The sequence below is a fragment of the Paenibacillus sp. ov031 genome, from assembly GCF_900143165.1.
GTDB lineage: Bacteria > Bacillota > Bacilli > Paenibacillales > Paenibacillaceae > Paenibacillus > Paenibacillus marchantiae.
The window spans coordinates 723,866-742,806 of sequence record NZ_FRDO01000002.1 but is presented as its reverse complement, the minus strand read 5'-3'; the positions used below and the strand labels follow the sequence as shown (position 1 = coordinate 742,806).

General features: G+C 47.5%; 17 protein-coding genes. 13 read left to right on the top strand and 4 right to left on the bottom strand.

The annotated features are described in order from the left end of the window. The first annotated feature begins 13 nt into the window (after positions 1-13). From BUA17_RS13435 to BUA17_RS13400, 8 genes are all read left to right on the top strand, one after another. Positions 14-1,300 carry an adenylosuccinate synthase gene (locus tag BUA17_RS13435; RefSeq protein ID WP_063567367.1) on the top strand — a complete coding sequence of 429 codons (1,287 nt, stop codon included), beginning with the start codon at positions 14-16 and terminating at the stop codon, positions 1,298-1,300. Positions 1,301-1,525: 225 nt separating this feature from the next. Next, entirely contained in the window at positions 1,526-2,311 is a 786-nt protein-coding gene (locus BUA17_RS13430) for a dermokine domain-containing protein (RefSeq protein WP_072733924.1), read from the top strand. A gap of 606 nt (positions 2,312-2,917) precedes the next feature. Next, complete coding sequence (locus tag BUA17_RS13425) at positions 2,918-4,450, top strand: peptidoglycan DD-metalloendopeptidase family protein (RefSeq protein ID WP_072733923.1); 1,533 nt, start codon at positions 2,918-2,920, stop codon at positions 4,448-4,450. 263 nt (positions 4,451-4,713) lie between these two features. Continuing rightward, entirely contained in the window at positions 4,714-5,436 is a 723-nt protein-coding gene (gene yycF, locus BUA17_RS13420) for a response regulator YycF (protein WP_062327757.1), read from the top strand. Then, on the top strand, positions 5,436-7,286 hold the full coding sequence (gene walK, locus BUA17_RS13415; RefSeq protein WP_072733922.1) for a cell wall metabolism sensor histidine kinase WalK: 1,851 nt from the start codon (positions 5,436-5,438) through the stop codon (positions 7,284-7,286). The genes yycF and walK overlap by 1 nt, the downstream gene beginning before the upstream one ends. Continuing rightward, positions 7,270-8,550 (top strand): YycH family regulatory protein, encoded by a 1,281-nt coding sequence (gene yycH / locus BUA17_RS13410; protein WP_063567363.1) that lies wholly within the window; start codon positions 7,270-7,272, stop codon positions 8,548-8,550. The genes walK and yycH overlap by 17 nt, the downstream gene beginning before the upstream one ends. A 223-nt stretch (positions 8,551-8,773) precedes the next feature. Further along, positions 8,774-9,517, top strand: a complete 744-nt coding sequence (yycI, locus tag BUA17_RS13405) for a two-component system regulatory protein YycI (protein WP_063567362.1) — start codon at positions 8,774-8,776, stop codon at positions 9,515-9,517. A gap of 6 nt (positions 9,518-9,523) precedes the next feature. Then, entirely contained in the window at positions 9,524-10,330 is an 807-nt protein-coding gene (locus BUA17_RS13400) for an MBL fold metallo-hydrolase (protein ID WP_062327768.1), read from the top strand. Here BUA17_RS13400 and BUA17_RS13395 read toward each other — a convergent pair. Next, complete coding sequence (locus tag BUA17_RS13395; protein ID WP_053781978.1) at positions 10,299-10,511, bottom strand: hypothetical protein; 213 nt, start codon at positions 10,509-10,511, stop codon at positions 10,299-10,301. The two genes, BUA17_RS13400 and BUA17_RS13395, sit on opposite strands and share 32 nt — an antisense overlap. Before the next feature lie 737 nt (positions 10,512-11,248). On the opposite strand from BUA17_RS13395, the gene BUA17_RS13390 reads away from it, so the two are divergent. From BUA17_RS13390 to BUA17_RS13370, 5 genes are all read left to right on the top strand, one after another. After that, positions 11,249-12,526 (top strand): S1C family serine protease, encoded by a 1,278-nt coding sequence (locus BUA17_RS13390; RefSeq protein ID WP_072733921.1) that lies wholly within the window; start codon positions 11,249-11,251, stop codon positions 12,524-12,526. Between the two features lie 299 nt (positions 12,527-12,825). Next, positions 12,826-13,347: a hypothetical protein gene (locus BUA17_RS31655; protein ID WP_244552137.1), complete on the top strand. Its 522-nt coding sequence runs from the start codon at positions 12,826-12,828 to the stop codon at positions 13,345-13,347. A gap of 325 nt (positions 13,348-13,672) precedes the next feature. Further along, positions 13,673-13,840, top strand: a complete 168-nt coding sequence (locus BUA17_RS13380) for a CxxH/CxxC protein (protein ID WP_063870633.1) — start codon at positions 13,673-13,675, stop codon at positions 13,838-13,840. 296 nt (positions 13,841-14,136) lie between these two features. Then, positions 14,137-14,616 carry a 23S rRNA (pseudouridine(1915)-N(3))-methyltransferase RlmH gene (rlmH, locus tag BUA17_RS13375; RefSeq protein WP_072733920.1) on the top strand — a complete coding sequence of 160 codons (480 nt, stop codon included), beginning with the start codon at positions 14,137-14,139 and terminating at the stop codon, positions 14,614-14,616. A gap of 417 nt (positions 14,617-15,033) precedes the next feature. Continuing rightward, positions 15,034-15,507: an Ig-like domain-containing protein gene (locus BUA17_RS13370; RefSeq protein WP_072733919.1), complete on the top strand. Its 474-nt coding sequence runs from the start codon at positions 15,034-15,036 to the stop codon at positions 15,505-15,507. Positions 15,508-15,848: 341 nt separating this feature from the next. Here the strand turns inward: BUA17_RS13370 and BUA17_RS13365 are convergent, their stop codons facing one another. The 3 genes from BUA17_RS13365 to BUA17_RS13355 form a co-directional block, all read right to left on the bottom strand. Continuing rightward, complete coding sequence (locus BUA17_RS13365; protein WP_072733918.1) at positions 15,849-16,301, bottom strand: esterase; 453 nt, start codon at positions 16,299-16,301, stop codon at positions 15,849-15,851. A gap of 259 nt (positions 16,302-16,560) precedes the next feature. After that, a complete protein-coding gene (locus tag BUA17_RS13360) occupies positions 16,561-17,370 on the bottom strand; it encodes an AAC(3) family N-acetyltransferase (protein ID WP_072733917.1) in 810 nt (269 codons plus the stop codon). A 215-nt stretch (positions 17,371-17,585) separates the two neighbouring features. After that, positions 17,586-18,923, bottom strand: coding sequence for an MFS transporter (locus tag BUA17_RS13355; RefSeq protein ID WP_064641472.1), 1,338 nt, complete (start codon positions 18,921-18,923; stop codon positions 17,586-17,588). Positions 18,924-18,941 lie beyond the last annotated feature (18 nt).

Genomic DNA, 18,941 nt, shown 5'->3' with positions numbered 1-18,941 from the left:
GGAGGTATGTACTATGTCAACGGTAGTTGTAGTGGGAACGCAATGGGGAGACGAAGGTAAAGGCAAGATTACGGATTATTTGGCGGAATCCGCAGACGTGGTTGCTCGTTACCAAGGTGGTAACAATGCAGGACACACGATTCTGATCGATAACAAAAAATATAAATTGACGATGATTCCATCGGGTATCTTCTACACAGACAAAGCATGTGTAATTGGTAACGGTATGGTTATCAACCCAAAGGCACTCATCGAAGAAATTAACTATATTCATGACAATGACTTTACGACCAAAAACCTGTCCATCAGCGAACGCGCACACATCATCCTGCCATATCACATGGTATTGGATGCATTGGAAGAAGAGAGCAAAGGCCCGAACAAAATCGGTACAACAGGCAAGGGAATTGGCCCATGTTACATGGACAAATCAGCTCGTATCGGTATTCGTATGGTTGATCTGCTTGATGCGGAAGAGTTCGAACTGAAACTGCGTCATTTGGTAAAAGAAAAAAACCGTGTAATCGAGCAGGTCTATGGCGGCGAGCCTGTAGATGTAGAAGAAATTCTGAAAGATTACCTGGGATACGCAGAAATTCTGCGTCCTTATGTGCGTGATACATCAGTTGTGCTCAACGAATACATCGATGAGGACAAAAAAGTATTGTTCGAAGGCGCACAAGGCGTTATGTTGGATCTTGATCAAGGAACTTATCCATTTGTTACTTCATCCAATCCGTCAGCAGGCGGCGTATGTATCGGTTCGGGCGTTGGCCCAGCCCGTATTCAGCAGGTTATCGGTGTGGCTAAAGCCTACACAACACGTGTAGGAGATGGTCCTTTCCCGACAGAACTGCATGATGCAATTGGTGACCAAATTCGTGAGACCGGACATGAGTACGGTACTGTAACTGGACGTCCGCGTCGTGTCGGCTGGTTCGACAGTGTTGTTGTTCGCCACGCTCGTCGTGTTAGCGGAATCACGGGTCTGTCCCTGAACTCCCTGGATGTAATGACAGGTCTGGAAACGGTGAAAATCTGCACAGGCTACAAATTCCGCGGCGAGGTTATCACTCACTATCCGGCAAGCCTGAAAATGCTGGCAGAATGTGAAGCGGTATACGAAGAGCTTCCGGGCTGGAGCGAAGATATCACTGCGGCGAAGAAACTGGAAGACCTGCCTGTGAACACACAGAATTACGTGAAACGTGTTTCCGAACTGACAGGCATTCCAATTGCCATCTTCTCTGTAGGTCGTAACCGTGAGCAAACGAATCAGGTTCTTCCTATCTACGAATAAGCAGCTAGGTTAACTCGGCAATACGAAGTAAACGTTCATCCAAATGATATGCCTATATAGGCATCATAGAGCCCCAGTTATCGCTTAAATAGCGATGGCTGGGGTTTTTCGCACGCCTTCCTGATATAATCCCCGGATTTCCGTCAATACTGGTTAACAGTAGACTCATAGATCCTGAAACATCGAATGTGATATGGGGTCGGAAAACGGAGGGAGAGAACGGGAATGAAGTTGCTTCAATGGTTCATTAAAATATTGCTTACCGTGATGCTGGTCAGTTCACTGACCCTGCTGACAACCGGATTAATCGTTCAGTCATATGTAAAATCGCTGCTGGCGAGTTTCAATATTCAGTGGGAAGGCCAGCCCATGGGGTTAACGGCCATGTTTCAGGGTGCATTAGGTGGTAAGTCCGGTGAAGAGAAGAAGCCAGGAACGGGCACGACAGATCAGCCGGCAGGAGCGGAGGAGGAACACGTTCCAGAAGATGCGATATCTGTCATGGGCAATGGAACAGAAAGTGGAGAAACAGGCGCGAATACAGGCAACAGCTCTGAACAGGGTACGGGAACAGACGATGGTCAAGGAGCAGGCTCAGGAACGGATTCTTCTGCTACGGGATCTAGCCCAGGGGGCAGCTCAGGCACGGGAACAGACGCAGATGCTGGCACAAATGCGGGTAGTGATTCTGGGACAACGCCTGGCAACAGTACAGCATCGGGCAACGGATCAGGTACGAATTCCAATGGCACGCCTTCTTCAGGGAATGATGAGATTGTAGTATCTCCGGATGACATCACAGGCAAGAAGGACAAGCTGCCGTTGGAGGAAAAAGAAAAGATTTTCAGTCTGCTGATGAACAAGCTGCCCCAGAAAGAGATGCAGCAAATCTCAGGCGCCATGGAAGGCGGCCTGACTGAGCAGGAGCTGCGGGATATTGAGCAGGTGATCTCCAAGTATCTGACGAGCGAAGAATACGATAATCTAATGGAAGTCCTTCAGGCGGAATAAACTAAGTTCATATAGGGAATTCCGTAAATCTGCGACCCTTTGCTGAATATTCATAAAGGAATCAGAAAATCGAATCCTGAGCGATAAATTAGAGAAATTTAATTCATTAGGCCATTCTAGAAATGAAATAAAAGCAGAAATTGGTTAGCATATAATCCAGCCAATATGAGGCACTCTATAGCAAGAGTTTAACGAAATCCCTCACCAGAGATGATCTGACGAGGGATTTCAGTTTGTATTTTTATGAAAAAGAAAACACATATCGGTGGGTCTTAGAACCTAGTCTTAAAAAATGATCAAAAGTACATAGTATACCTGAAGTAGAGGCGATATGGGGAAGAATATTGATCTGCCATCTTATGGATAATACAGGGAAACCAAGCGTGGCGCGGCTTTGCGCTGTGACGTGTACAGTTGAAATGAGTGTAAAACCTGTGTTAAAGTATACGGGTGTGATAAAAGGTTAAAATTTTGACACTTTTACGAGCGCAGCTAAAGTCCTGATTTGCGGACACCCGAATACAAATATCGACAAGCATGGGACAGACACAGTGGGTGATGTCTTGACAGAAATGCGAACTGAGAAGTGCTGAAAAGGAGAGAATCATGAAAGGTTTCAGAGGCATACGCCAACCGGGCAAGAACCGGGAACACGAACAATCCGGTGAACACCGGACGGCCGAAGACAAAAACAACATGAGCATGTCCAACTTCAGTAGTAATAAAAAGCGCGTTCTGGCCTCGCGCAAATGGATCATTACAGCAGCATGTGGTTTATTTATCGCTGCATCGATCGGATTCGCAGGCAAACAATACGTTGCTGCAAACACCGTCCCATATTATAAAGTGATGGTTAAAGGAAATGAGATTGGCACCATCACGGATGAGACGCAATTACAGAAATTATTTGCAGACAAAACTGAGGAATTCCAAAATAAATATCCAGAAGCGGAAATGGTGCTGAACACAGATGGCATCACGACCGAAACCATTAAAGCATACAAACCCGTAGTGAACAGCGATGAGACGCTGGACAAGCTCGGCGACATGCTTACCGCCTATGCCAAGGGTGTAGAGCTCAAGGTAGACGGTGAAGTAATCGGCATTGTGAAGGATCAGGCAACAGCAGACGCGATTCTGGAACAAGTGCAGAACAAGTACATATCGGCATCGGCTGTGCGCAGTTCGCTCAAGACGAAGTCGGTATCGGCAAACTCATCGAAGAAAGCAGAGGGGCCGAGTACTACGCTGAAGTCGGTGGGCATCAAGGAAGATGTAGCGACAGATGTGGTGAAGGCTGACCCAAACAAAATATGGGATGTATCCGAGGCGGTTGATGCTTTAACCGTTGGTAAAGACGCGCCTGTAACTTATGTCGTGCGTGAAGGAGATACGATCTCTTCCATTGCTGCCAAATACGAAATTACGCAAAGTGAGATTCGCAAACATAATCCGGGCATCAAAGAAACGTCACTGCAAATTGGGGACGAGCTTACACTGACGGTGCCAAAACCAGCTGTTACCGTTAAATCAGTTGAGCAGGTGGTTGAACAGATTGAGATTAAACCGCAGGTGGAAGTACGCAAAAGTGCTGAGCTCAAAGCAGGCACAACCAAAGTGGTGCGACCAGGTCAAAGCGGTCTGAAAAGCATGCAATATCGGATAACGAAGGAAAATGGTGAGGTCGTTCAGGAGGAATGGCTTGGCCAGGAAGTCATCAAGTCAGCAGTTACTGAAGTGGTTCTGAGTGGAACCAAAGTGGTCGGTGAAGGTACAGGTGAATTTGCTTGGCCGGTATCAAACGCTACGATGAGCAGCAGCTTTGGACAACGCTGGGGTCGCCAGCACAAAGGTGTCGATCTTGTCGGTAACCGTGACGTGAAAGCGTCTGATGAGGGCGTGATTACTTTTGCAGGACAGAAGAGTGGTTATGGCAATGTTATTATTATTAACCATCGTAATGGATACGAAACACTTTATGGGCACTTGAACAGCATTGGTGTTAAGGTTGGACAAGTCGTTGAAAAAGGTGAGAGCATCGGCGTAATGGGCAACACGGGCCGTTCAACCGGAACGCATCTGCATTTCGAGATTATCAAGAACGGAACGGTGGAAAATCCATTGACATACTTGAACTAGTTATATCGCAATCCAGGGCAAGGTTGGCAGTTGATGCTGGCCTTGTTTTTTGCTGCTGTAAAAATTTTTCAGTTTGGGCTGCACATTGGCCCTGATCGGGATGTGACGGTGCTTCAGGTATGTTAAACTATAGACTATAGGCAACAAGCCATATGATATGAACTATATTCAATGAAAACGTAGGAAACACAATTTATATAAGTTGATTAAGAGAGATAGACCGCTAAGGCGGATCAAGCAGGATATAGGGGTGAAGACAGCCGATGCAGGGGAAGATTTTGGTGGTGGACGATGAACAGCCCATTGCGGACATTCTGAAGTTTAATTTGGAAAAAGAGGGGTACGAGGTCATCTGCGCATTTGATGGCATTCGTGCGGTTGAATTGGCGTTATCCGAGAAGCCGGATCTGATGCTGCTGGACCTGATGCTGCCAGGTAAGGATGGTATGGATGTGTGCCGCGAGGTGCGTGCCCATTTGGAGATGCCGATCATTATGCTGACCGCAAAGGATGGCGAGATCGACAAGGTGCTCGGTCTGGAGCTAGGTGCGGATGATTATGTTACGAAGCCTTTCAGTACGCGCGAGCTGCTCGCCCGGGTGAAAGCACAGATGCGCAGACGGCAGAAGCCTGCCATTACGGCTGAAGCGCCGGAAGACGAAGAGAAACAGGTCATGCGTTTATTTGATTTGGCGTTTGATATGGACATGTATACAGCTTACAAAGGTGGCGAACCGCTGGATCTGACCCACCGTGAGTACGAACTTCTCTATTATATGGCGAAGCATTCCGGCAAGGTAATGACACGTGAACATCTGCTGCAAGCTGTATGGGGATATGAATATTTCGGGGATGTACGTACCGTTGATGTTACGATTCGTCGTCTGCGTGAGAAGATTGAGGAGAACCCGAGCAAACCGGAAACGATTCTGACTCGCCGCGGGCTGGGTTATCTCGTGCGCAGTCCCAAAAGCGTGGGGATATAATGGGGCGTTTCTCGCGATTTTCGTTCTTTCGAACGATTCAGGCGAAACTAATTATTATCTATGTACTGCTGATTCTGATTGCGATGCAATTGATCGGCGTTTATTTTGTGAGTGCGATGAAGAACTCGCTGACCAGCAACTTCACTGAGGATTTGCAGGCACGGGCTGAGATGCTGTCTGTGCTTGTGGGAGAGACGATGGCTGGTGGAGAAGCCGAGGCTGGCGAGGATAAAACGGAAAACCTGCGTGTGTTGGTAAACAACCTGTTCAACATTAACGGCGCCGAGATTCAGGTGCTGGATGCCAGTGGCAAAGTGCTGACCACCTCGCTAAGTTCCCATTCAGACTATGTTGGACGCAAAAACACCCAGACCGTTGTCAGCCGTGCGCTTCAAGGCATTCGGGACAATGAGGAATATATCGTGGACGAGGATAATGTTCGCAAAAAGGTCGTTGCCAAGCCGGTGCTGTCCGGCGGCAAGATTATCGGCGCGGTCTACATCGCCGCCTCGATGAATGAGTTATATGCCACAATGGAGGGCATTAACAAGATTTTTATCTCAGGCATTTTGATTGCCTTGGTATTAACCGCAGTGCTTGGTGTCATTCTGTCACATACGATAACGCAGCCTATCAAGGAAGTTACCCGAAGGGCGACGGCGGTCGCGGAAGGTAACTTCGATCAGCAGACGCCTGTATTCGGAACGGATGAGATTGGACAGCTCAGTCGGGCGTTCAACTATATGACTAGCAGATTGCGGGATGCGCTCTCCCAGAACGAAGAGGAGAAGGAGAAGCTGACGTCCATTCTGACCAATATGAGCGATGGCGTGGTCGCAACGGACGAATATGGCAAAGTCATTCTGGTGAACCGCCGTGCTAGCAGCATTCTGGGCATGCGTCCGGCGGACATTGAAGGAAGGCACTTTGCCGTATTGCTGGGCATTGATCCGGAAGATGCTGAAGCGTTAGCCAGTGGTTTTACAGGCTCGACGCTGCTCCAGATTGCGCCTGCGGGACAGGAAGATCCCGTTGTCATCCGCATGACGTTTACACCGGTCCATCGTCGCGAGCTAGGCATTACAGGTACGATTGCTGTGCTTCAGGACGTTACAGAGCAGGAAGAACTGGAAGCTTCACGGCGTGAATTCGTGGCGAATGTCTCTCATGAGCTGCGTACACCGCTGACTACCATTAAGAGCTACGCAGAAGCGCTGGATGATGGAGCTCTCGAAGATCCCCAGCTCGCTGGACGATTCGTTGGGGTAATCCAGAATGAGACGGAGCGTATGATTCGATTAGTTACGGATTTGCTGCATCTGTCCAGGCTCGATTCCAAGGAAGCGATGCTGCGCAAACAGCCAACCGACATCATGGAGATGTTGGAAGAAGTGTCGGATCGTTTTTCGTTCCAGATGCATCAGAAGGATATTCAATCTGTGCTTTCTGTAGAGAACTGGATTCCAGCGGTTCCATTGGATCGCGACCAAATTGATCAGGTGCTTGATAATGTTGTGTCCAATGCGCTGAAATACACGCTTGAAGGTGGCACGATTACAATCGCAGCCAGACGCAATGATGATCATACTCTCGCCATATCAGTGACCGATACGGGGATGGGGATTCCACAGCGGGATCTGGATCGTATTTTTGAACGGTTTTATCGGGTAGACAAGGCTCGCTCCCGCAGTATGGGCGGTACAGGGCTCGGATTGTCCATTGCCCGGGAAATTGTGAAGGCCCATGATGGCAATATCTCACTGGAGTCCGAGGTGGACGTGGGGACGACGGTAACGTTCACACTGCCCATGCGTGAGGAAGGAGGTGAGCACCTTGAAAGAGCGGATTAAATCTCTGGTGCTTGCTTCCCTCGTCGTTGCCAGTTTGGTACAAAGTTACTTCTTGATCTATCGTTTGCCCGGTGGGGGCGATTCGATTGTGACGTCAGAGACGAACTATGTGAAAACCGAGAATATGGGCCAGGAGCGCAATATTGAAGATTTAATTTTCCCTGATCAGATGGTTATTCATCTGGGAGAGGACAAACATACGGTGTTTTATCCGGGCAATACGTTCTATCAGTTGATCTATTCACGGTTGCAGGGACGTACGTTTGATGATTTCCAGCGTCGGAGTGTGCAGTCGGTCAACTGGAATCAGATTCGTAAGGAGAATCCTGGCTTTGAGCTGTCGTTCAAGGAAGGCATCCCTGTAGCGTTGTTACAGCGCGTGATGCGACTCGGGACAGACTCTCTCTTCCAGGGGGAAACGATTAACCGGATCTCGATCTATACGGCCAAAAATGAAACAAAGGCACACGCACTGTTCTTCAGCGCCAAAGGCGACGTGGTCTACGAGGCGACGCAGGCGGATCTGACAGTACAGGACGTGCAGCAGCATGTCGACTTCGGCAGCAGCTGGACACCTTATACGCTGATGGACGGCGGATATTATATCCCGGCTGAAGCACTGGAAACGATTGAGGCTGACGTGCCTACAGGCCAGTTCACTGTCGAACAAATGCAGCGCAGCCTATTCTTTGATCCAAGCATGACCCGAAACATTCGGGAAAAAGATGGCTCGGAGATCTATACAGACAGCAAACGCAGTCTGCAAGTGAAGCAAGAGCAGCGCTGGATTAGCTACACCGATCCAGCGGCGCCGCCTGCGGGACAGATTGACGCAGCGAAGGATGCGCTGTCCGCGGTTGATTTTGTGAATCAGCATGGCGGCTGGAAAGGTCGTTCGCGCATGATGCTGGATACAACCGATACAAAGACGAAACTTCAGTTCCAGCAATATTACAGCAGCTTCCCGATTATGGACTCGATGCAGTTCCGGTTCGGCACGATCAGCATGGAGATGCAGCAGGAGACGGTATCCAGCTATGAACGTTCGCTCGAATATCTGAACGAAGGCGCGGAGACGAAGAAATCGGTCACCCTGCCCGGTGGGGACAAGCTGAAGGCGCTCATCCAGAAGGTGGCGGGCACCAACCGTAAGGTCGTAGACGTGTATCCGGCGTACCGTCCATCCAGCATTGAGGATGGACTGAAGCTCATCCCGGTATGGGTAATCCGCTTTGGGAACGGGGAGGAAACCACCGTTTCTTGATGGGTTATAGGATATGAAGTCATTTGATATCCGGGCGAGGTTTAGAATCACACGTTAACGGAGGGGGCAGAAATAACCTGAAGAAGCGAAGCGCTCGCCTTTATCCCCGGATTTCTCCCTTGGGAAAAGGGAATCAAGAAATCTGGGGATAACAGCGATCGGAAGGTTGTTCTGACCACGGAGTGGTAAGTGTGATAGTAGTCTAATGAAGGAGGTGGATGTTTTGGATTGGGGACGGGCGAAAAATGTGTTGATCTATGCCTTTCTGCTGCTCAATCTGGTGCTGGGATACCAGATCTGGATGGATGCGCGGGAGACGGCCGGAGCCAATCTGGACTTCACCTCACTGGCGGATAATACACAGCAGGCGATGGAAGAGAAGGGCATCCAGGTGCTGGCTCCTATTCCGAATGAGACGCCGAAGCTGCCGAAGCTGTCGTATGAGTTCATTGAAGATAACAAGACAGGCATTGAGGTTGAACTGGAAAATAAAGTGGACAGCAAGCTGATCTTCTCGCAAAGCGAGCTGGAGGATGCACTACAGGACGAGATTCCCCAGATTGGTACGTATCGATGGGATCAGCTGATGGCGGAGGATGGGGCATTTGTGCTTCATCCGTTGGTGGATGGCAAATGGCCGCTCTTCAATGTTAGTCTGGAGCTATTCTACAGCGATCAGAAAATTACGGGTTACCGTCAGACTCCGGTGCGGATTACGACAGCGGAGGAAAGCGATCAGCAGGTGCTTCCGGCGTCGAAGGCGCTGGGTACGCTGATCGAGAACTTTTTGCCAAATGATGCGATTGTTAAAGATATTCAGTTGGGCTATTACGGCCAGTTGTTCAATTCAGATATGCAGGTGGCGATGCCGGCATGGCGGTTCGTGCTGGAAAGTGGCGAAGTGTTGTACGTGCAGGGCATCAGTGGGGATGTATTCAGTCCCAAGACAGACAAACCAGGGGAGTAATGCGTTATGGGGATTTATTTTACCGTGTTATCCAGCGGTTCGACAGGGAATGCCACGGTTATACAGCATGGGGGCACATCCCTCATGATTGATGCAGGTCTCAGTGCGAAGCGGCTGGAGGCATTGTTTCTGGAACGGGAGATTTCGGGAACGGAGCTGGACGGGATTCTGGTTACACATGAACATTCCGATCACATTAAAGGACTAGGCGCGATGTCTCGGAAATATAATTTACCAATCTATGCAAATACGAATACGTGGGCGGCACTGGAGAAGTCCGTTGGGGCGATTCCAGAGGAAAACCGGAGGGTGTTTGAGACGGGTGAAAAGCATGATTTTGGCTCCCTGCGCGTGGAATCTTTCGGCATCTCCCATGATGCAGCGGAACCGGTAGGGTACACATTCGATGATGGCAGTGAGAAGCTGTCCGTTGCGACGGATCTCGGATATATGAGCGACAAGGTTCGCGATGCGATCTCGGATTCGGATGTACTTGTGCTGGAGGCGAATCATGATGTCGAATTGCTGCGTATGGGGCGGTATCCTTGGAACACCAAGCGCCGCATTCTGAGCGACATTGGGCATTTGTCGAACGAAGCGGCGGGAGCTGCGCTTAGTGAACTGATGAACGGACGCATCAAGCGCACGTATCTGGCACATTTGAGCCGGGATCATAATATGATGGACTTGGCGAAAATGACCGTGCGTGATGCGATGGAGAGCCGTGGTTGCTTTTATCGGGATCATGAGTTCAAACTCTGTGATACGTATTATGATCGGCCTACGCCATGGGATAGGGTGGGTGAGCCATAAAGCTGTCGAGTTCGGTAGCTTTGCGCTCCACTTCCTCGCGGGTCAGAATGCCTTTGTCGACGAGTAGTTCAATAATGGTGCTTAGGGCAAGGGTATTGCGGTAATGCTCTTCTTTGAGATCGGCCAGCTTGGCCGCCATATGAACTTCATCCATGGCTGTGAGTGTACGCGTGCGATCCATAATGTGAATCCTCCTTCTATGAAGCTTCGAATTGTCTTTTACTATTATTGTAGTCAGGCTTGATGGAAAACATTCCTCTTTTTGCCGCTATAATTACACGTAAGGGACGTGTATGCTGAACCAGGGGCTGCATTTTGCTTAAGAAGATGAAAAAGTTCACGGGAATAGGCAAAATTGCGCTTAGCCAACTGGATTTTGTGGTGATAGATACTAGGGACCTTTATTGTTAAGCGCGTTATAGCGGAAATTTCCGTTAATCTTCGTAATTATGCAACTTTTTAAGATTTGGCGTGTTTAGTATATAAGGAGCTTTTATAGTAGAGGCTGATTTGCGCGCAAAAAGGCATGTCGTAGAATGCGAGAGCATTTCTGATAGAGTCACAGACAGAATGGGATATTCGTTCTGTTGTACATAGACGCTTCATTCCGAGTTAGCAGGAATGGCAGCGATATGCAAAACGATTTTTTATGCAGGAACGCATGGAAGAATGAGTTGGTATTTACGGTACACGCGTAACGGAGGACACAGAACGAAGCTGGAGAAGCGAAGCGTTCGCCTTTATGAACAAATTTTCACCTTATTTAGAGGGTAATCAATAAAATTTGTGAGTAACAGCGATCGGAAGCTCGGCTGTGGCCGGAGTGGGGTAACGTAAGGACACAGTCGTTGGCCATGCGACAACGATCGGGCGGCAGTCAGGGTCTTGATGCGTGACAACGAAGGGGAGAGGATCACGATGGGATTGTTTGGAGACGATTTTTATTCAACCAAAGTATCAAGACGCGCCGAACCTGAACAGAAAGGTAAACTTCAGATCATTCGCCCTGGAGGCAGGGGCAGGGGACGGGACCGCTGGCAGAATCCACGCAAGTCACGCTCGGGTTTTAGCTCCACGGTCAAGGTAGCCGTGATCAGTTCGGTAATCAGCTCCATCGTGACCGTTACGCTGTTCAGCTTTATTATGCAGCCTGCATCATTACCTCTAGCGAACGCTGCAGGGAACGGCGGAGGCGGTACACAGACAGCGCAGGCGGCTGATCCGTACGACCGGATTATCCAGGCAGCTGCGAAGGTTCGCCCTTCCGTGGTGAGCATCGTGAACCATAAAACGGGCAGCAGCCTGTCGATGGAAGATTCTGCGTTGGGATCAGGGGTCATTTTCAAAAAGGAAGATGGCAAAGCCTACATCATGACCAACCATCACGTCGTGGAGGGTGCGAGTGATCTGGAGATTGTTACGGTGGACGGGGAAACGCATAAAGCGAAGCTGGTGGGCAAAGACCGGGTTAGTGACATTGCGGTATTGTCTGTGCAAGATGATAAGGGCATCGGTCCAGCCGCAGAGCTTGGTGATTCCAGCAAACTTCAGCGCGGTCAAACGGTGCTGGCGATCGGGAATCCGCTCGGTCTGGGCGGTACGCTGACATCCGGTATTGTCAGTTACACAGATCGGATTCTGCCGGTATCCATTAATCAGGACGGTGTGTATGACTGGGAACAAAACGTGATCCAGACGGATGCGGCGATTAATGAAGGCAACAGTGGCGGGGCACTGGCCGATCTGAACGGCAAACTGGTCGGCATCAACACGATGAAGATCTCGGATACAGGCGTTGAAGGCCTCGGCTTTGCGATTCCGATGAACGAAGTGATGAAAACGGTCGATTCCCTGCTGCTGAATGGCAAAGTATCTCGTCCATATCTGGGCGTATATACCGTCGATCTGAGTAATCCATACGCCCCACTGGATGACGAGCAGCGTAAAGACCTGAAGCTCCCATCCCACGTGGACAGTGGTGTGGTTGTGCTGGAAGCGTCCGGTCCGGCATCCGATGCGGGTATGAAGCTGAATGACGTCATTACGGAATTTGATGGGCAAAAAATTACCTCTACGCTTGATCTGCGGAAATATCTGTACGATAAGAAGAAGATCGGCGATACGATTGAAATCACCTTTTACCGGGACGGCAACGCCGAGAAGGTGTCGGTGAAGCTGACGGATAAACCGGAGTAAAGGGAATTGCTTTCATGTACATGGCACACAGAAATAGGGTAATAAAGGAGAGTCGATCAACTTGTTGATCCGCTCTTTTTTATTGCACTAATCTTGATTTACATATAAACCAAATTCATGAGGTTACAGGGGGAATTTTGTCGTTTCCCAATGATAGGTTAGGACCAGAGCCAAAGTCTCTGTTATAGAGGGTTTCAGTTATGGTAAACTGTTGGGAATGTGTTGGTGATGGGCGGCTGTGCGAGTAACATCTGTTTGTCGATCTGTATTCTCAATCTGGAGTGGAAGGGGTTAATTCAATGAAACGGTTGACGAAAACCATGGTGGGGGGAACAAGTCTGGTATCTGCACTGTTTGTTTTGTCCGCATGTACTTCTGAGGTGTCCCCGTCAGGGACTGCTGATGTTAGTGGTTTACAGGAGCAGATTACAGGTCTGGAGAAGAAGCTTGCGGACCAGAGCGAGAAGAATAGTCAACAGAACAAGAAGATCGCGGATCTGGAGAAAAAGCTGGAGGAGCTGAGCACCACCGTGATTGCGGTGAATGAGCCTGGAGGTAAAGCACCTGTTGGCTCGGGAAACAACGGATCGGCTGGAAAGGGAGATGGGGTGCTGATTACGTTTGCCCAGTATGAAAAGCTAGAGGTTGGCATGGCGGTAGAGGAAGTTATCGATATCCTTGGCGGTGAAGGCGAAGCATTGAGCGAAGCGGAAAATATGGTGGTCTACAACTATAAGGGCACCGGGGGTTCGGGAGCCAATGCAGTAATTGCGTTCCAGGGTGGCAAGCTGCTGACGAAGGCGCAGTTGGGGCTGGAGTAAGATCGATATCCATTGAGTATGGATTCGAATACAATAGGACGATGGCTTTCATATGTGCGGTAATCTGAATAGTAACGAATGAGTGGGATAGATTCGGAATTGGGAGAAGTGTTACTTTGGGATGCCAACGGGGTGTCGAGAAGTGACGCTTTTTTGTTTTTTTTTGTGCTGAAATGAGAGGACTGGTGGAAGTTGGACACGATAAATGGGGGCTAGGGGTTTCTTTTCCGCGGCAGGTGTGATAGAACAGAGAAGTGGCTATCCTGTATGGATAAGCGGTTGTGAATCGGGAGCATAGCTGGATACAGAAAGGATGCTTGAACGGATGTACGTTGTATGCAAAGAACACGTGGACATCGCCATCGACATGTTTGTTGATGAGTATGAGGACGCTCCAGATATCGTTGATCTGAAGGAGACGGAATTTGCCGATTGGGACCCGCCTGCGAAGTGCGCCGAGTGCGAACAAAAGGCCGAGTATCTAGTCGTCTAGCGTACTGTGTAGGCATCCGCAGTTGGTGCGTCTGTCATGAATGCACTCGCTCGCCTGCCATCCGGTATGAACATCACAGGCAAGAAGCAAAGAGAGCGTGTCGGAGCGCTCTTTTTGTGTTTTTGGCGTGTTTTGCCTGAAATAGCGTTTCTCAGATTCTTTAGATTTTAAAGGAGCCGAAATTGGGCTAGATAAGGTGTGTGGAGTTCGTTAGCTTTAAATATTGGAACAAACGATGTGTTGAAGCATCTTACTTATAGATTATCTCGCAGGACGATTAGGAGGAATGAATCTTCATGTTGATTCAGATTATTGGCGTAGGCAAACTGAAGGAAAAATATTTGACGCTGGGCATTCAGGAATATGCCAAGCGGCTCGCCCCGTACATCAAGTTTCAGATGATCGAGGTCGCAGACGAAAAGGCGCCCGACACCCTGAGCGAAGCTGAGGTGCGGGCGGTGAAGGAGCGCGAGGGTGAACGCATCCTCGCGCATGTGAAGAGCGAGGCGCATGTGGTTGCGCTCGCATTGGACGGCCAGCTCTGGAGTTCCGAGGAGCTGGCAACAGAGATCGACAAGCTCGGCACCTATGGGACGAGCCATGTCGTGTTTGTCATCGGAGGAAGCCATGGGCTCTCCGATGAGGTGCTGCGCCGCGCGAAGCAGCGCTTGAGCTTCGGGCGCATGACCCTGCCGCATCAGCTCATGCGGCTGGTGCTGGTGGAGCAGATTTATCGCGCAGTGAAGATTAACCGGAATGAACCGTACCACAAGTAGGACGAAAAATTCTAAGCAGCCACTCGTTCCCAATACTCATTTTTCAGCTTATTATATTTCACTGTGCCAGTCATAAAGGAACATATTATTTGATGACCCCCGAGAAAAGAAATAAATCGAAGAAAAACCATGTTTGGCTTGTTAGCCAAAACACGGTTTTTTTCATTGTTCCACGGAACGCTAATCGGCCGTCACAGCAAAATTCGTCTGAGTTTGGAGATTTGGAAGCCAGACTTATTCACATACCTACTATATTTTTGTACATATATCCGGCTATCGTAAGTATTTTTATTAATCATAATTATTATAAAAATGTTTTATTTTGTTATTATATGTAGTATAATGCTTTTTTACTACTATTCTATTTTCCGAAAATAATTCGGTATAGTTTAGAAAAAAAACTAAGAGGTACAATTTATGAAACATAAAAAGGAATTATCTGTATTACTTTTAGGAGCAGCATTAATTATAGGTGCAAGTAGTGTTTTTGCCAGCGATCATTCCACTCCTATTACTGTTTCTAGTGAATCAATTACTTCTAATGGTAGTTATATTGACGAATTTCAAAAAATTCAACCAAGAATAAACAATTTAGTTATTAGTGATTCTGGAGTTTCAATGAGCAATGGTACATATCTAAATCTCTGGAACCAACCAGCAGCATGGAGTTATTATAGATTCTCTGTTAAAAACACTACAGCGACATCAGTAACTGTTACTATTCAAGAGCATGGTAACAGTAAAAGTCATACTTTAGCTGCTAATTCAAGTAACACATGGAATGCAGCAGGTGTTCCTGCTGGTGATCATACAATATCTGTAACAACATCTGATGGAAGAAAATTTACAGGGGATGTTGCTGTAAGAATATCCGATGCTTTTCCTTTTTAAAGTAAAATAAAAATCAGTATATAAGACAGACCTCTAAAACAGTGTTTTAGAGGTATTTTTTTACTGTGGAATTACTTCAAAAGCATTAATGATGATACAAATGCTGAAATGTTACTGCATTCATACTTCAAAATGCTAAAGAGTGAGATGAAATCTGGTGACAATCAAAATAATAAGAAATAAAGAAGCCACTCCATTTTTCTGGAGTGGCTTTGTACTCAGCTATTATACGGTGAACGGTATAATAGCGATCGTGATAAAGCAAAGGGTCGAGTTAAAGTTACAGTATTAAATCAGCCCGATGGAGACTGTGAAAGTCTACATTGTAGCCTGCACGGCGGCTATCTTCTACCTAGTGTCTCCCAAATTCCATGGAGCCAGGAATCGAACTCAGCATCTTTGTCGCCCTCGTAAGTATCATAAATATCCACACGTGTCTTTTGCAGTTTTTCCTTAAATTGCTCAAATGTGTGACCTTCAGGAAGGCTTTTTTTAATCCGTAGCAAAATTTTGTTAAGACCTTTAAACAGATCGCCTTTGTTTTTAGCAGGCATTTGTACATCTTCATCCAACTGCTTGAGCTTGAGATATGCGGCTTCGCGCACTTGAAACACTTGATCATTTTTCAAAACATAATGTAGCAACTGTATGGTAGGGACTGTATCCCAGTTTCCCAATTCGTTCACCGCATTCAGTCTGTCTCTCCAGCTTGCCGACCGATTAGCCGCTCGTTTGAGCTCTTCAAAGTTTTCCGGTAGTTCGTTAACTGATCCAATATCATGGTTGTTCGTCAAAGTTCAATCTCCTTAATCATCGCCTTCTCGGCAGAATGATGAATGTTAATCAGGTAAACACCATTATAGCACGAACCTGGCTAAACTACTTCATTAAAGCCGAGGTCGGGTAGACGGGGGAAGCCCCCAGTCTCTCACCGAACAAAAACTGAAAGGCTCCCTTGCAGCAAAGTTTATGATATTCATCCGGATATGCCGATTATTGCCTTCGAGTTTGTTCATCATGATACCGCGCCCTCCAGGACAGTCTTTTTCTCTGCTATAGATGCACCCTAGTACGCTCCATCCATGCTGTTGCCCAATCGATCAACGGTCGTTGTTCCAAGAACCGGACATCAGCGTCTCCAACTTTATGAATCTTCACGTTTTTTTCGGTATCGTAGTGCTGCCCTAATTCAATAAAATCTTCGTCGTTTACGGCTTGGGTCTTGTAAGTGACCCATTCGCGCTTGCCGTTAATCATCATGGCGCTACTTTCCTCGGAGTACTTCTTGCCAGGGAAATTTGCCCTTGTTTCCGCCAAATGCAGCGACGTGTTTTTTTCGTAGCCGACGCCAACCAAAAGCACATGGCCGTTTAACTGGTACAGCTTATCCAACGGGGAGCCATCTCCAAAAATGTTGCTTAAATCATGATTTTCCGTTATATATGACGCATGATTGCCCACCGCTGCTATGGAACGCGCAGGATGGTGTGACCTATGAGCTCCCGGCCACTTGCGAAACATCTCGGCTACGACACCCATACCGATTGCGGGGGTAACCTCCTTATCATAAGCGGGCCAGTGTTCTCTAATGGTAGGCCACCACTCTACGGGCTCCTCCCAATGCACACCTGTGGAAGGGTCGAGATTTTTCCATGTTTGGGATGGCATGATCAGAGTTCCTTTTTCTCCAATGATTTCAAGAAGGGATCGAATGAACGTCTCTGCTCCGCCTACAACAAAACCGAGCTTGCTTAACGAAGTATGAACCATGATGGTTTGTCCCTCCATGAGTCCGCAGCTTTTGAACTTGTGAATGAGGTCTTCTTTGGTTAGGATCGCTCTTGTTTCCTTCATGATCATCATTGGAATCTCCACCTTGTCATTTTAATAAAAAAAACAAAAAACAACCCGGCTACAAGTAGCGGGGTTGTCTCTAGCAATGCTAGTGAAGCAGTGCCCTAATATTTCATTATATTGTACCAATCCTTTATTTATGCGGCAATAACTTTTACTTTGTTTCTGGAAGGCTGAGAGTGTTTATGGTGGTTTTGAGCGTTTTAATCTATGGATACCTTTAATTACTTCGACTCAGTGAGTCGGCCCACAAGCAATCCGTACATCACTAGTGCGAACAAGGTAATGATTGAAAGGATCCATAATACCGTTCCAAAAGATACTACATCCATAAGAGATGCGGTATAGGTGATGCCTATGGAAGCGGATACATTTAACACCAAGTTGTAGAATCCAATGGCTGTTCCTGACTTTTCTGCAGGGATGGAGCGTACACAGGATTCAAGCAAAGGCGCGTACATGAATGCGAATGACCCCGAGAACAGCAGCATGGAGAGAACATATACAGGAATCGAGCCTCCAATAAGGCCGGGTAAAGCCAAGCTGAATACGATTATGCCCATAGCAATGGAAACGGCTTGCTTATTGGTCAATACTTTTGCTATTTTTCCAGACAGCGAACCGACTATTATCGCCGTTACATAGCCTGGTATCAGCAGCAGTGAGATCGTATCGAGCTGAAGATCATACAACTTTTGAAGCAGGAATGGGAAAATAAAGATGTAGCCCAGTTGAACGGAATAAATCACAAAGGCTATGGCAAGTACGGATGCAAACCGTTTATTTTGAAAAAAGGAAATCCCAATGAACGCCTTCTTACTTTTACTGATATAGCCAAGAAAAAGTGCTGCAGTGGCTACGAAACTCATAATAAAGATCCAGTTGAAATCCGTCAAATACATCAACACAGAAGTAGTAATGGCCGATATGAGAATCAGACCGATGAGATCAACATGGCTCTTCCGAGATCGTTCCTTTGGCAAATATTTAAGAATGAAGGGAATTAGGATTAAGGACAGCAGCGGAATTAAAAATAATGTTGACCAACTTAAATAGGTGGACACGTACCCCCCAGTAATGGAACCGATAACAAGAGAAAGTGAATAGCTGCTTGTGCTGAGACCCAGGAACTTCTTCTGTTCATCTTTGGGTAGGTGTTTCATTACATAGATAACATATAAAGTTTCAGCTGCGGCCAGACCTGCAGTCTGGATCATACGAGCAATAACAATGATTAGATAAGAGTCTTGAAAAATATACCCAATAATCGAACCTATGCAGATTAATATAATCCCTGCAACCAACAGCTTTCTGATACTGATGGAGTCGGCCAAAGAGGCATAGATGACGGCGCCAATCCCAATCACAAGTCCCGCTAATGAAGCTTGCAAGCTAACCATGGTTGCCGAGATTCCCAGATCATCGCCTATTGCTACTGAAACCAACTTGAATGAGTTATCGATGATTAAGGCAAAGACGAAAAAGAGCAGAATGACAGGGACTGCCCTTTTCGCTTGAAAGGGCGGGGTATTTTGCGGTGTATGTTCAGTTATTGTAGCCATTCGCCACATTCCTTTCCG